General features: G+C 71.7%; 13 protein-coding genes. 4 read left to right on the forward strand and 9 right to left on the reverse strand.

Annotation, left to right across the window (positions count from 1 at the left end; translation table 11 throughout):
* Positions 1-180 precede the first annotated feature (180 nt).
* From tal to pgl, 4 genes are all read left to right on the forward strand, one after another.
* Entirely contained in the window at positions 181-1,320 is a 1,140-nt protein-coding gene (gene tal / locus ABT015_RS33070; RefSeq protein ID WP_063349514.1) for a transaldolase, read from the forward strand.
* A 64-nt stretch (positions 1,321-1,384) separates the two neighbouring features.
* Entirely contained in the window at positions 1,385-2,941 is a 1,557-nt protein-coding gene (gene zwf, locus ABT015_RS33075; RefSeq protein WP_350885865.1) for a glucose-6-phosphate dehydrogenase, read from the forward strand.
* Positions 2,938-4,050, forward strand: coding sequence for a glucose-6-phosphate dehydrogenase assembly protein OpcA (gene opcA / locus ABT015_RS33080; RefSeq protein WP_350885793.1), 1,113 nt, complete (start codon positions 2,938-2,940; stop codon positions 4,048-4,050). The genes zwf and opcA overlap by 4 nt, the downstream gene beginning before the upstream one ends.
* Positions 4,047-4,835 carry a 6-phosphogluconolactonase gene (pgl, locus tag ABT015_RS33085; protein ID WP_350885795.1) on the forward strand — a complete coding sequence of 263 codons (789 nt, stop codon included), beginning with the start codon at positions 4,047-4,049 and terminating at the stop codon, positions 4,833-4,835. Before opcA ends, pgl begins: the two co-directional genes overlap by 4 nt.
* 68 nt (positions 4,836-4,903) lie before the next feature.
* On the opposite strand, the gene ABT015_RS33090 is transcribed toward pgl, so the two are convergent.
* The 9 genes from ABT015_RS33090 to uvrC all read right to left on the reverse strand — a co-directional run bounded on the left by ABT015_RS33090 (position 4,904) and on the right by uvrC (position 14,391).
* Positions 4,904-5,191: an RNA polymerase-binding protein RbpA gene (locus ABT015_RS33090; RefSeq protein ID WP_063349510.1), complete on the reverse strand. Its 288-nt coding sequence runs from the start codon at positions 5,189-5,191 to the stop codon at positions 4,904-4,906.
* A 205-nt stretch (positions 5,192-5,396) separates the two neighbouring features.
* Positions 5,397-5,633, reverse strand: coding sequence for a preprotein translocase subunit SecG (gene secG / locus ABT015_RS33095; protein ID WP_063349509.1), 237 nt, complete (start codon positions 5,631-5,633; stop codon positions 5,397-5,399).
* A gap of 86 nt (positions 5,634-5,719) precedes the next feature.
* Positions 5,720-6,505 (reverse strand): triose-phosphate isomerase, encoded by a 786-nt coding sequence (gene tpiA, locus ABT015_RS33100; RefSeq protein WP_350885798.1) that lies wholly within the window; start codon positions 6,503-6,505, stop codon positions 5,720-5,722.
* 5 nt (positions 6,506-6,510) lie between these two features.
* Entirely contained in the window at positions 6,511-7,713 is a 1,203-nt protein-coding gene (locus tag ABT015_RS33105; protein WP_350885800.1) for a phosphoglycerate kinase, read from the reverse strand.
* A 150-nt stretch (positions 7,714-7,863) separates the two neighbouring features.
* Complete coding sequence (gene gap / locus ABT015_RS33110) at positions 7,864-8,871, reverse strand: type I glyceraldehyde-3-phosphate dehydrogenase (RefSeq protein ID WP_063349506.1); 1,008 nt, start codon at positions 8,869-8,871, stop codon at positions 7,864-7,866.
* Between the two features lie 300 nt (positions 8,872-9,171).
* Positions 9,172-10,152, reverse strand: a complete 981-nt coding sequence (whiA, locus tag ABT015_RS33115) for a DNA-binding protein WhiA (protein WP_063349505.1) — start codon at positions 10,150-10,152, stop codon at positions 9,172-9,174.
* The gene (locus ABT015_RS33120; protein WP_350885867.1) at positions 10,143-11,240 is read right to left on the reverse strand and encodes a gluconeogenesis factor YvcK family protein; all 1,098 of its coding nucleotides are present in this window, start codon (positions 11,238-11,240) and stop codon (positions 10,143-10,145) included. Before ABT015_RS33120 ends, whiA begins: the two co-directional genes overlap by 10 nt.
* Positions 11,241-11,303: 63 nt before the next feature.
* Positions 11,304-12,134: an RNase adapter RapZ gene (gene rapZ / locus ABT015_RS33125; protein ID WP_387816332.1), complete on the reverse strand. Its 831-nt coding sequence runs from the start codon at positions 12,132-12,134 to the stop codon at positions 11,304-11,306.
* Between the two features lie 172 nt (positions 12,135-12,306).
* Positions 12,307-14,391, reverse strand: a complete 2,085-nt coding sequence (uvrC, locus tag ABT015_RS33130; RefSeq protein ID WP_350885804.1) for an excinuclease ABC subunit UvrC — start codon at positions 14,389-14,391, stop codon at positions 12,307-12,309.
* Positions 14,392-14,398 lie beyond the last annotated feature (7 nt).

Raw genomic sequence — 14,398 nt, forward strand, 5'->3', positions numbered from 1 at the left:
GCCCGCCCCGGGGATCTCCCGCAGCCCGCCGTACAGCCAGGTGCCGTCGTGCACTTCCGGCACCCCGACCGCGTACGCGTCGATGCCCTGGGCGGCCCACTCCAGCGCGGCCAGCGCGCCGTGCAGGCTACGGCCCCCTCTGACTACCCCACGAAGCAGAACAAAAAGGACTGAAGCACCATGACTGACGCACTGAAGCGCCTCAGCGACGAAGGCGTGGCGATCTGGCTGGACGACCTCAGCCGCAAGCGGCTGAACACCGGCAACCTCGCCGAGCTGGTGCAGAACAAGCACGTGGTGGGCGTGACCACCAACCCGACCATCTTCCAGAAGGCCATCGGCGGCGGCGACGACTCCTACGACGGCCAGCTGCGCGACCTCGCCGTCCGCAAGGTCACCACCGACGAGGCCGTCCGCATGATCACCACCTCGGACGTGCGCGACGCGGCCGACGTGCTGCGCCCGGTCTACGACGCCTCCAACGGCCGCGACGGCCGGGTCTCCATCGAGGTCGACCCGCGCCTGGCGCACGAGACCGCGGCCACCGTGGCCGAGGCCAAGCAGCTGTGGTGGCTGGTCGACCGCCCGAACGTCTTCATCAAGATCCCCGCCACCAAGGCCGGCCTGCCCGCGATCGCCGAGGTGATCGGCCGTGGCATCAGCGTCAACGTCACGCTGATCTTCTCGCTGGAGCGCTACAAGGCCGTCATCGACGCCTACCTGACCGGTCTGGAGGCCGCCAAGGCCAAGGGCCTGGACCTCTCCCAGATCGAGTCGGTCGCCTCCTTCTTCGTCTCCCGCGTGGACACCGAGATCGACAAGCGCCTGGAGAAGATCGGCGGCGACGCCCGGGACCTTCGCTCCAAGGCCGCCCTGGCCAACGCCCGCCTCGCCTACCAGGCGTACGAGGAGGTCTTCGGCTCGGTCGACGGCAAGTCCGCCGGCAGCGCCCGCTGGCGCTCGCTGGAGGCCGCCGGCGCCAAGCCGCAGCGCCCGCTGTGGGCGTCCACCGGTGTCAAGGACCCGGCCCTGCCGGACACCCTGTACGTCACCGAGCTGGTCGCCCCCGGCACGGTCAACACCATGCCCGAGGCCACCCTGGAGGCCACCGCCGACCACGGTGTGGTCACCGGCGGCACCATCGTCCCCAACTACGCCGACGCCAAGGCCGTGATGGACGCCATCGCCGCCGCCGGCGTGGACTACGACGACGTGGTCCAGGTGCTGGAGGACGAGGGCGTGGAGAAGTTCGAGCAGTCCTGGAACGAGCTGCTCGACACCGTCACCGCCTCGCTCGCCTCCTTCGCCGGCGAGAAGTGACCGTTCGCTCACACAGCCAGCGCACGAAAGCGGAGCCCAACAAGTGAGCACTGATTTCCCCGAGTTGACCTCGGAGTCGGACGCGGACGATCTCCCGCCGGCCCCCGTCAACCCGCTTCGTGACCCGGCCGACCGACGGCTCCCGCGCATCGCGGGGCCGTCCGGTCTGGTCATCTTCGGAGTCACCGGCGACCTGTCCCGCAAGAAGCTCATGCCGGCCATCTACGACCTGGCCAACCGCGGTCTGCTGCCGCCGGGCTTCTCTCTCGTCGGCTTCGCCCGGCGCGAGTGGGACGACGAGGACTTCGCCAAGGAGGTCCACGACGCGGTCAAGGAGCACGCCCGCACCCCGTTCCGGGAGGAGGTCTGGCAGCAGCTCGCCAAGGGCATGCGCTTCGTCCACGGCACCTTCGACGACGACGACGCCTTCGACAAGCTCCGCGAGACCATCGACGAGCTGGACAAGGCGCAGGGCACCGGCGGCAACTTCGCCTTCTACCTGTCCGTCCCGCCGAAGTTCTTCCCGACCGTCGTCCAGCAGCTCAAGAAGCACGGCCTGGCCGACCCCCCGCAGGGCTCGTGGCGCCGCGCGGTCATCGAGAAGCCCTTCGGCCACGACCTGGAGAGCGCTCAGGAGCTGAACCGGATCGTCCACGAGGTCTTCCCCCGGGACGAGGTCTTCCGGATCGACCACTACCTGGGCAAGGAGACGGTCCAGAACATCCTGGCGCTGCGCTTCGCCAACCAGATGTTCGAGCCGATCTGGAACCGGTCGTACGTCGACCACGTGCAGATCACCATGGCCGAGGACATCGGCATCGGCGGCCGGGCCGGCTACTACGACGGCATCGGCTCCGCCCGCGACGTCATCCAGAACCACCTGCTCCAGCTGATGGCGCTCACCGCCATCGAGGAGCCGGCGTCCTTCCACCCGAAGGCGCTGGTGGCCGAGAAGCTCAAGGTGCTCAGCGCCGTCAAGCTCCCGGCCGACCTCGGCCGGCACACCGTGCGCGGCCAGTACGCGGCCGGCTGGCAGGGCGGCGAGGAGGTGGTCGGCTACCTGGACGAGGACGGCATCGACCCGGACTCCAAGACCGACACCTACGCCGCGATCAAGCTGGAGATCAACAACCGCCGCTGGGCGGGCGTCCCGTTCTACCTGCGCACCGGCAAGCGGCTGGGCCGCCGGGTCACCGAGATCGCGGTGGTCTTCCAGCGCGCCCCGTACCTGCCGTTCGACTCCTACGCGACCGAGGAGCTGGGGCAGAACGCCCTGGTCATCCGGGTCCAGCCGGACGAGGGCGTGACGGTGCGGTTCGGCTCCAAGGTGCCGGGCACCTCCTTCGAGGTCCGGGACGTCACGATGGACTTCGCCTACGGCGAGTCCTTCACCGAGTCCAGCCCGGAGGCGTACGAGCGGCTCATCCTCGACGTGCTGCTCGGCGACGCCAACCTGTTCCCGCGTCACCAGGAGGTCGAGCTCTCCTGGCAGATCCTCGACCCGATCGAGAAGTACTGGGACACCCACGGCAAGCCCGCCCAGTACTCCGCGGGGACCTGGGGCCCGGCCGAGGCGGACGAGATGCTCGCACGAGACGGCAGGAGCTGGCGCCGGCCATGAAGATCGACCTCACCAACACGACGTCCAGCAAGATCAACGCCGCGCTGATGGAGGCGCGCCGGGCCAGTGGCTCCACCGCCGCCGGCATGGTGCTCACCCTGGTGATCGTGACCGACGAGGGCAGCGCGTACGACGCCCTCAAGGCCGCCAACGACGCCTCCCGCGAGCACCCCTCGCGCACCCTCGCGGTGATCAAGCGCGCCGGGCGTTCGCCCCGGGCCCGCGCCGAGACCCGGCTGGACGCCGAGATCCTGGTCGGCACCGACGCCGGCTCGGGAGAGACGGTCATCCTGCGTATGCACGGCGAACTCGCCGCGCACGCCCAGTCGGTGGTCCTGCCGCTGCTGCTCCCGGACGCCCCGGTCGTCGTCTGGTGGCCCGACAACGCGCCGCTGCACCCGGCGCAGGACCCGCTGGGCGCGCTCGCCCAGCGCCGGATCACCGACGCCGTCACCGCCGAGTCCCCGGTGGGCCAGCTCGCCCAGCGGGCCCAGAGCTACACCCCGGGCGACACCGACCTGGCCTGGACCCGGATCACCGGCTGGCGCTCGATGCTGGCCGCCGCGCTGGACCAGCGGCCGGTCACGATCACCTCCGCGGTGGTCGAGGGCGAGTCCTACAACCCCAGCGTCGAACTGCTCGGCCTCTGGCTGCACAACCGGCTGCACGTGCCGGTCGAGCGGGTCGTCACCGGCGGCCCCGGCATCACCGCGGTGCACCTGCGCACCAAGGACGGCGACATCACCCTGGACCGCCCGGACGGCCTGATGGGCACGCTCTCCATGGTCGGCTCCCCCGACCGCCAGGTGGCGCTCAAGCGGCGCGAGACCTCGGAGCTGATCGCCGAGGAACTGCGCCGGCTCGACCCGGACGACATCTACGCGACGGCCGTGCGCACGCCCGTCGACCGGCTGCGCGAGCCGGACACCGCCGAGACGGCGGCGGCCGAGCGGGTCGCCCGCGCGGCGGTCGCCGAGGCCGCGGTGGCCAACCCCGCCCGGGTGACCGCCAAGGTCGCGTCCGAGGGCGCGTCCGAGGACGTGCCCGAGGCCGCCGAGAAGGCTCCCGCCAAGAAGCCCGCCAAGCGCGCCGCCAAGGGGAGCGCATGACCAACGCGACCCCGCAGCTGGTCGTCCACCGGGACAAGGAGCTGATGGCCCAGGCGGCCGCGGCCCGGCTGATCACCCGGATCGTGGACGCCCAGGCCGCCCGCGGCACCGCCTCGGTGGTGCTCACCGGCGGGCGCAACGGCAACGCCCTGCTGGCCGCGATCGCCGCCTCCCCGGCGCGCGACGCGGTCGACTGGGCGCGGCTGGACCTCTGGTGGGGCGACGAGCGCTTCGTCCCCGCCGGGGACCCGGACCGCAACGCCGTCCAGGCCCGCGCCGAACTGCTGGACTCCGTCCCGCTCGACCCGGCGCGGGTGCACGAGATGCCCGCCTCGGACGGTGTGGACGGCTCGGACGTGGAGGCCGCCGCCGCCCGCTACGCGGAGGAGCTGGCGAAGGCCTCCGGCCCGGGCGACCGGCTCGGCGTCCCGGCCTTCGACGTGCTGCTGCTCGGCGTCGGCCCGGACACCCACGTCGCCTCGCTCTTCCCCGAGCACCCGGGCGTGCGGGAGAGCGAGCTGACCGTGATCGGCGTGCGCGGGGCCCCCAAGCCCCCGCCGACCCGGGTCTCGCTCACCCTCCCGGCGATCCGGGCGGCCCGCGAGGTCTGGCTGCTGGCGGCCGGCGCGGACAAGGCGGACGCGGTCGCGATGGCCCTGTCCGGCCCCGGCGAGATCCAGGCGCCCGCCTCCGGCGCGTACGGCCGCAGCCGCACCCTGTGGCTGCTGGACCGGGCCGCGGCGGAGCAGATCCCGCCCCAGCTGTACCCGCCGGCCTCGGCGTAACGGGCCCGGCAACGCACAAGGGCGCCACCGTCCTCGACGGTGGCGCCCTTCGCTGTCTGTCGTCCGGGTCAGATCTCGCCGCGCAGCTTGGCCAGCGCCTCGGCCAGGATCGCCTCGCCGTCGGCGTCGGTGCGCCGCTCGCGGACGTAGGCGAGGTGGGTCTTGTACGGCTCGTTGCGCGAGGGCGCGGGCGGGTTGTGCTCGTCCTGCCCGGCCGGGAAACCGCACCGCGGGCAGTCCCAGGTGTCCGGGATGACGGCCTCGGCGGCGAAGCTCGGCCGGGTCTCGTGCTTGTTGGCACACCAGAAGGTGATCCGGTTGCGCGGGGCGGACTCGCCGCGCTCCGCCTCGCCCATCGGGCCCGCTCCGACCCTGCTGCCACGGATGGCGTTGCCACTTGCCACGGTCTGACTCCCTGCGTGCTGGTGCGCCGACCCTCCGCGGTGCGCGTCGGTGGCGAAAGTCGTCCTAGTGTAAGCAGGAGTTAAGCGTCCACCGCCATCGCCTCCGCCCCCGACCGTCCCAGGATAGGCGCTCGGGCGACGGGGCGTCAGGGTTACGTCAGCTCTTGTACTTCAGCACCAGGCCCAGCACGATGATGCAGGCGAACCAGGCGAGACCGACCACGATCGTGATGCGGTCCAGGTTGCGCTCGGCCACCGCCGAGCCGCCGCCGGTGGACATCGCGCCGCCACCGAACATGTCCGACAGGCCGCCGCCCTTCCCCTTGTGCAGCAGCACCAGCAGGATCATCAGCAGACTGAAGATGATCAGGGCAATCGAGAACCCGAGAACCACGACGGGACCAACTCTCTCGTATCTTCGGCGACGGGGCCGGACCGCGACGGCGGTCCGGCCCCAAAGCCTACGTTGCTGCAGCGGCGTTAGCCTACTGCCTGCTCACGGTAGCGCACGATCTTGACGAACTCGTCGGCGTCCAGCGAGGCACCGCCGATCAGGCCGCCGTCGATGTCGGGCTTGGCCATCAGGCCGGCCGCGCTCGACGACTTCACCGAACCGCCGTACAGCACGCGGACCTTGTCGGCCAGCTCGGCGTCGTACAGCTCGGCGATCCGCTTGCGGATGGCGGCGCAGACCTCCTGCGCGTCCTCCGGGGTGGCCACCTCGCCGGTGCCGATCGCCCAGACCGGCTCGTAGGCGACCACGATGGACTCGGCCTGGTGGGCCGGGATGTCCGCCAGGGCGCCGTCCAGCTGGGCGAGGGTGTGCTCGACGTGGGTGCCGGCCTTGCGGACGTCCAGCGGCTCGCCGATGCACAGGATCGGGGTGATCCCGGCCCGGTAGGCGGCCTTGACCTTGGCGTTGACGATCGCCTCGTCCTCACCGTGGTACTGGCGGCGCTCCGAGTGGCCGATCACCGCGAAGGTGCACTTCAGCTTGGCCAGCATCGGGCCGGAGACCTCGCCGGTGTAGGCACCGGAGTCGTGCTGCGAGATGTCCTGCGAGCCGTACTTGATCTTCAGCTTGTCGCCGTCGACCAGGGTCTGCACCGAACGCAGGTCGGTGAACGGCACCAGGACGGCGACCTCGACGGCCTCGTAGTCCTTGTCGGCCAGCGCGAAGGCCAGCTTCTGGGTGTGCTGGATGGCCTCAAGGTGGTTGAGGTTCATCTTCCAGTTGCCCGCCATCAGCGGGAGACGCTCAGTCATTGCTTTCAGCCTTCCAGGGCGGCGAGACCGGGGAGGGTCTTGCCCTCCAGGTACTCGAGGCTGGCGCCACCGCCGGTCGAGATGTGTCCGAATGCGTTCTCGTCGAAGCCCAGGATGCGGACGGCCGCGGCGGAGTCGCCGCCACCGACCACGGTGAACGCGTCGCTGTCCAGCAGCGCCTGGGCCACGGCCTTGGTGCCGTTCGCGTAGTCCGGGTGCTCGAAGACGCCCATCGGGCCGTTCCAGAACACGGTGCCCGCGTCGGCCAGCTTCGCCGCGTACAGCTCGCGGGTCTTCGGGCCGATGTCCAGGCCCTCCTGGTCGGCCGGGATCGCGTCCGCGGCGACGAGCTCGGGGTTGGCCGGGGCCTTGGTCTTGAGGTCGGGGAACTCCGCCGACACCAGGACGTCCACCGGCAGGACGAACTCGACGCCCGTCTCCTCGGCGCGCTTCAGGTAGTCCAGGACGACCGGGATCTGGTCCTCCTGCAGCAGCGAGATGCCGACCTCGTGGCCCTTGGCCTTGAGGAAGGTGTACGCCATGCCGCCGCCGATCAGGATCCGGTCGGCCTTCTTCAGCAGGTTGTCGATCACGCCGAGCTTGTCGGAGACCTTGGCGCCGCCGAGCACGACCACGTACGGGCGCGCGACCTCCTCGGTGAGCTTCTTGAGCACACCGACCTCGGTGGCGATCAGGTCGCCGGCCGCGTGCGGCAGCAGGCCGGGCAGGTCGTAGACCGAGGCGTGCTTGCGGTGCACGGCGCCGAAGCCGTCGCCGACGTACAGGTCCGCGAGGGCGGCCAGCTGCTCGGCGAAGGCCTTGCGCTCGGCGTCGTCCTTGCTGGTCTCGCCGGCGTTGAAGCGCAGGTTCTCCAGCAGCGCGACCTCGCCGTCGCCCAGGGCGGCCACGGTGGACTCGGCGCTCTCGCCCACGGTGTCGGTGGCGAAGGCGACGTTCTTGCCGAGGATCTCGCCGAGGCGCACGGCCGCCGGGGCCAGCGAGAACTTCGGGTCCGGCGCACCCTTCGGGCGGCCGAGGTGGGAGGCGACGACGACCCGGGCGCCGCGCTCGACGAGCTTGGCGATGGTCGGGGCGACGGCACGGATCCGGCCGTCGTCGGTGATCGTGGTGCCGTCCAGCGGGACGTTCAGGTCGGCACGGACGAACACGCGCTTGCCGGCGACGTCGAGGTCTTCGATGGTCTTCACGGGGATTGGCTCTCCTGGGGAGATGGTTGATGCGCAGAGGCGGCACGGCGCAGGGGCCGCCTGGGAAGTCCTGGTGCGCAGAGCGAGGGCCCGGTCGGCACAGTGCGCCAGCCGGGCCCTCGCCCCTACATCACGTCAGCTCCCGCTGCGTCAGAGCTGGCCGCCGACGAGGGAGGTCAGGTTGACGAGGCGGTTCGAGTAGCCCCACTCGTTGTCGTACCAGCCGAGCACCTTGACCTGGTTGCCCTGGACCATGGTGAGCTGGGAGTCGAAGATGCAGGAGGCCGGGTCGTTGACGATGTCCGAGGAGACGATCGGGTCCTCGGTGTAGGTCAGGATGCCCTTGAGCGGGCCCTCCTGCGAGGCCTTCTGGAAGGCGGCGTTGACCTCGTCCTTGGTCACCTCGCGCTCCAGGGTGACGACCAGGTCGGTGATGGAGCCGGTCGGGACCGGGACGCGCAGCGAGGTGCCGTCCAGCTTGCCCTTCAGCTCCGGCAGGACCAGGGCGGTCGCCTTGGCGGCACCGGTCGAGGTCGGGATGATGTTCTGCGACGCGGCACGGGCGCGGCGCAGGTCCTTGTGCGGGAAGTCCAGGGTCACCTGGTCGTTGGTGAACGCGTGGACGGTCGTCATCAGACCCTTGACGATGCCGAAGTTCTCGTGCAGCACCTTGGCCATCGGCGCCACGCAGTTCGTGGTGCAGGAGGCGTTGGAGATGATCGAGTGGTTGGCGGCGTCGTACTTGTCCTCGTTGACGCCGAGGACGATGGTGACGTCCTCGTCGCTCGCGGGCGCCGAGATGATGACCTTCTTGGCGCCGGCGGCGAGGTGCTTCTTCGCGGCCTCGGCCTTGGTAAAGATGCCGGTGGACTCGACGACGATGTCGGCGCCCAGGGCGGCCCACGGCAGGTTGGCGGGGTCACGCTCGGCGCTGACCTGGAAGGTCTTGCCGTCGACGGTGATGCTGTCCTCGGTGTGCGAGACCTCGCCCGGGAAGGTGCCCAGGGTGGTGTCGTACTTGAGCAGGTGAGCCAGGGTCTTCGTGTCAGTGAGGTCGTTGACACCGACGATCTCGATGTCCGCGCCCTGCGCCTTGACCGCGCGGAAGAAGTTGCGGCCGATGCGGCCGAATCCGTTGATGCCTACCCGGATCGTCACGAACCGATCTCCTCGTTAGGTACGCCGGAGCTAAGCCGACGGGGGTGAGATTTGGGAAGTCCCCGACCGCCTATGACCCTACCCCTCCCAGGCCTGGGAGGGCACATCGCGCCACGTGCGACGACCTGGCGTGGCGCGAAAACAGGCCGACCGTCCTTGGCCGTCAGGGCAGTTGGTCCTGGTCAGTGGTCTCTACCAATTTGCGCACACCGGGCGCGTCCGGGTATCGCCTCCGGACACGGCGGCGGCCGGTGCCCGGAATCCGGACACCGGCCGCGGAACAGCCACTCGGTGCGGCGGTCAGTTCATCGCCATCTCGTCGGTGAGGTTGGCCTCGGTGCTCGGCAGGCCGAGCTCCGAGGCGCGCTTGTCCGCCATCGCCAGCAGGCGGCGGATCCGGCCGGCCACCGCGTCCTTGGTCAGCGGCGGGTCGGCGAGCGCGCCCAGTTCCTCCAACGAGGCCTGCTTGTGCTGCATCCGCAGCTGGCCGGCCGCGGCCAGATGCTCGGGCACCTCCTCGCCGAGGATCTCCAGCGCCCGCGCCACCCGGGCGCCGGCCGCCACCGCGGCGCGGGCCGAGCGGCGCAGGTTGGCGTCGTCGAAGTTCGCCAGGCGGTTGGCGGTGGCCCGGACCTCGCGCCGCATCCGGCGCTCCTCCCAGGCGAGCACCGACTCGTGCGCGCCGAGCCGGGTCAGCAGCGCGCCGATCGCGTCGCCGTCGCGGATCACCACCCGGTCCACGCCGCGCACCTCGCGGGCCTTGGCCGGGATGCCGAGCCGGCGGGCCGCGCCGACCAGGGCGAGGGCGGCCTCGGAGCCGGGGCAGGTGATCTCCAGCGAGGAGGAGCGGCCCGGCTCGGTGAGCGAGCCGTGCGCCAGGAAGGCCCCGCGCCAGGCCGCCTCGGCATCGCAGGTGGCCCCGGAGACGACCGCCGGGGGCAGCCCCCGGATCGGCCGGCCCCGGCCGTCCACGAGGCCGGTCTGGCGCGCGAGCAGTTCGCCGTCCTTGACCACCCGGACGACGAAGCGGCTGCCGCGCCGCAGCCCGCCGGGGGCCATCACCACGAGGTCGGAGGAGTGTCCGAAGATCTCCAGCAGGTCCTTGCGCAGCCGCCGCGCCGCCGCGCCGGTGTCCAGCTCCGCCTCGATCACGATCCGGCCGCTCACGATGTGCAGCCCGCCCGCGAACCGCAGGATCGCCGACACCTCCGCCTTGCGGCAGCAGGCCCTGGTGACCGGGAGCCGGCTGATCTCGTCCTTCACCGCTGGAGTCATCGCCATGGCCCGATCCTTCCATGTGTCCGGAAAATCCGGTCGTACGCGGCGGCCAACAGCTCCGGGTCGTGTCGCGGGGTGCCGTCGGTGCGGGCCACCCGGCCCAGGACCAGGGCGGCGCCCATCCGCTCGGCGGCCTTCTCCAGACCGGCCAGATCCGCCTGGCCGAAGGCGCCGCCGGTGACGGCGCGCTCGTCCACCAGGATCGCATCCACCGCGAGGCCCGGGGCGTGGTCGGCGATGACCTCCAGGTGGCGCTGCGGGGTGAAGCCCTCGGTCTCGCCGGGCTGGGGGGCCAGGTTCAGGGTGAGCAGGCGGCGGGCGCGGGTCTCGGTGAGCGCCTTGGCCAGCTCCGGCACCAGCAGGTGCGGCAGCACACTGGTGAACCAGGAACCGGGCCCGAGCACCACCCAGTCCGCCTCCCGGACGGCCGTGACCGCCTCCGGGACAGCCGGCGGCCCGTCCGGCAGCAGCCGGATCGACTGCACGGTGCCGGGCGTGACCGCGACGCTGGCCTGGCCGCGGACGGCCGACAGCTCGCCGGGGCGTTCCGGGTCGTGGCCGCGCACGGTCGCCTCGATGTCCAGCGGCACCGCCGACATCGGCAGCACCCGGCCCTGGACGTTCAGCAGCCGGCCGACCCAGTCCAGGGCGGCCACCGGGTCACCGAGCTTCTCCCAGAGCGCGACGATCAGCAGGTTGCCGACCGCGTGGCCGCCCAGCTCACCGGTGCCGGTGAAGCGCTGCTGGATCACCTCGGACCAGGTGCGCCCCCAGTCGTCGTCCCCGCACAGCGCGGCCAGCGCCTTGCGCAGGTCGCCGGGGGGCAGCACGCCCAGCTCGGTGCGGAGCCGGCCGCTGGAGCCGCCGTCGTCGGCGACGGTGACCACGGCGGTCAGGTCGCTGGTGAGCCGGCGCAGCGCGGAGAGCGAGGCGGACAGGCCCTGGCCGCCGCCGAGCGCGGTGATCCGGGGGGCCGGGTTGGCCCGGGCGGGGCTGCTGCGCGGCCGGCTCGGGACCGGCGGCCGGGCCGGGCCACCCGCCCGGTCGGCACTCCTGTTCTGCGGCTGCCGCCCGGGCACATATCCCGCCACACTCACCTCGCGTTCCTCGCCGCGGCCGCCGGCCCCGCCGGCGGCCCGGCTAGGAGGCGGCGGTCACTCCCGTCCCATGTCACGGTGGACGAGCACCGTCTCCACTCCGTCGGCGATGAGACGCTTGGTCAGGCGCTCGGACATCGCGACGCTGCGGTGCTTGCCACCGGTGCAGCCTACGGCAAGCGTCATGTAGCGCTTCCCCTCCCGGCGGTACCCCTCGGTGATGATGCGCAGGAGCTCGGCGTAGCCGTCCAGGAACTCGTTGGCGCCAGGCTGCTGGAACACGTAGTCGGCGACGTCCGCGTCGGTGCCGGTGCGGGCGCGCAGCTCGGGCACCCAGTGCGGGTTGGGCAGGAAGCGGCAGTCCACCACCAGGTCGGCGTCGACCGGCAGGCCGTACTTGAAGCCGAAGGACATCACGGTGGCGCGCAGCTCGGGCTCGTCGTGGTCGGCGAACTGGGCGTCCAGCTTGGCGCGCAGCTGGTGCACGTTGAGGTTGGAGGTGTCGATCACCAGGTCGGCCTCGCCGCGCAGGTCGCGCAGCAGGTCGCGCTCCTGGGCGATGCCGTCGACGATCCGGCCGTCGGCCTGCAGCGGGTGCGGGCGGCGCACGCTCTCGAAGCGGCGGACCAGCGCGTCGTCGGAGGAGTCCAGGAAGACCACGCTGAGCCGGACTCCGCGCTTCTCCAACTCGTCGAGCGAGGTGAGCAGGTCGTCGAAGAACTGGCGGCCCCGGACGTCCACGACCACGCCGATCCGGGCGACGTTGCCCTGGGAGCGGGCGCCCAGGTCGACCATGGTCGGGATCAGGGCCGGTGGCAGGTTGTCCACCACGAACCAGCCCAGGTCCTCCAGGCACTTCGCGGCGGTGGAGCGGCCGGCTCCGGACATACCGGAGATGATCACCAGCTCCGGCGCGTTCTCGGCCACGTCTGACACGGTCACTTCGGTTCCCCGCTCTCGGTCTTTCTGCTGGGGAGAACGCGCACGGCGCGGCCGCCCTTCCCCTGCCCGGACAGGCGGGCGGGGGCTGGGCGCGCCGTCTGACGGTCGGCGTCGACCGTCATGGCGTCTCCTGGGATGGTGCGGTCTGGGATGCTGCGGCCACCGGCTCGGCGGCCGGTTCGGCCCCGTCCTCGATGATCTCGCCGGTAGCGGTGTTCACCGCTGGTGCGACGGGTGTACGGGAGGACAACGCCGCCGCAACAGTCTCCGCCGTGCGGCGTCCGATGCCGGGTACGGCGCAGAGTTCGTCGACGGTGGCGGCCCGAAGCCTCTTCAGCGAGCCGAAGTGCTTGAGCAGCGCCTGGCGGCGAGTCTCGCCGAGGCCCGGGACGGAGTCCAGTTCCCCGGCGGTGAGTCGCTTGGAACGCTTGCTGCGCTGGTAGCTGATCGCGAAGCGGTGGGCCTCGTCGCGGACCCGCTGGAGCAGGTAGAGGCCCTCGCTGGAGCGCGGCAGCACGACCGGGTCGTCCTCGCCGGGCAGCCAGACCTCCTCCAGCCGCTTGGCCAGGCCGCACAGCGCGACGTCGTCGATGCCGAGTTCGTCCAGGGCGCGCTTGGCGGCGGCGACCTGCGGCTGGCCGCCGTCGACGACCAGCAGTTGGGGCGGGTAGGCGAAGCGGCGCGGGCGGCCCGTCTCCGGGTCGATCGGGCCGGCCGGGGCCCCGGTGCCGTCGGCGGCGGCGGCGCCCGGGTCGTCGGCCTCGGGGACGACCCACTCGCCGGTCTGCTCGCGCTCCTGGAGGTAGCGGCGGAAGCGCCGGCCGATCACCTCGTGCATCGAGCGGACGTCGTCCTGGCCCTCGAAGCCCTTGATCTGGAAGCGCCGGTACTCGCTCTTGCGGGCGAGGCCGTCCTCGAAGACGACCATCGAGGCGACCACGTCCTCGCCCTGGAGGTGGGAGATGTCGAAGCACTCGATGCGCAGCGGCACCGAGTCCAGCTCCAGCGCGTCGGCGATCTCCTGGAGGGCGCGGCTGCGGGTGGTGAGGTCGGAGGCGCGCTTGGTCTTGTGCAGTGCCAGCGCCTGCTGGGCGTTGCGCTGCACGGTGGCCATCAGGTCCTTCTTGTCGCCGCGTTGCGGGATCCGCAGGTCGACCTGGCTGCCGCGCAGGCCGCTCAGCCAGTCCCGGACCGGGCCGGCCGGCTCGGGCAGCGCGGGGACGAGCACCTCGCGCGGGACGGACTCGTTGCGCTCGTCCGGGCCGCCGGCGCCGCCGTAGAGCTGCTGGAGGGCGTGCTCGACCAGGCCGGCGGTGTCGACGTCCTCGACCTTGTCGGTGACCCAGCCGCGCTGGCCGCGCACCCGGCCGCCGCGGACGTGGAAGATCTGGACGGCGGCCTCCAGTTCGTCCTCGGCGACGGCCAGCAGGTCGGCGTCGGTGGCATCGGCGAGGACGATGGCGTTCTTCTCCATCGCGCGCTTGAGGGCGCCGATGTCGTCCCGCAGCCGGGCCGCCTTCTCGTACTCCATCTCCTCGGCGGCCTCCCGCATCTGCTCTTCCAGCCGGCGCAGGTAGTTGCCGGTGCGCCCGGCCATGAAGTCGCAGAAGTCCTCGGCCAGCGCCCGGTGTTCGTCCGGCGAGACCTTGCCGACGCAGGGCGCGGCGCACTTGCCGATGTAGCCGAGCAGGCAGGGCCGGCCGACCTGCCGGGCGCGCTTGAACACGCCGTTGGAGCAGGTGCGGACGGGGAAGACGCGCAGCAGCAGGTCGACCGTCTCGCGGATCGCCCAGGCGTGCCCGTACGGGCCGAAGTAGCGCACGCCCTTCTTGTGCGCCCCGCGCATCACCTGGACCCGCGGGTACTCCTCGTTGAGGGTGACGGCGAGTTCCGGATAGCTCTTGTCGTCGCGGTACTTGACGTTGAACCGCGGGTCGAACTCCTTGATCCAGGAGTACTCCAGCTGGAGCGCCTCGACCTCGGTGGCCACCACCGTCCACTCCACCGAGGCGGCGGTGGTGACCATGGTCGCGGTGCGCGGGTGCAGGCCGGCCAGGTCCTGGAAGTAGGACGACAGGCGCGGCCGCAGGCTCTTGGCCTTGCCGACGTAGATGACCCGCCCGTGGGCGTCACGGAACTTGTAGACGCCCGGTGAGGTCGGGATCGCGCCCGGCGCCGGGCGGTAGGTGCTCGGGTCAGCCATGGGTCCA

The organism is Kitasatospora sp. NPDC094016 (assembly GCF_040304045.1).
In the GTDB taxonomy this organism is placed as follows: Bacteria; Actinomycetota; Actinomycetes; order Streptomycetales; family Streptomycetaceae; genus Kitasatospora.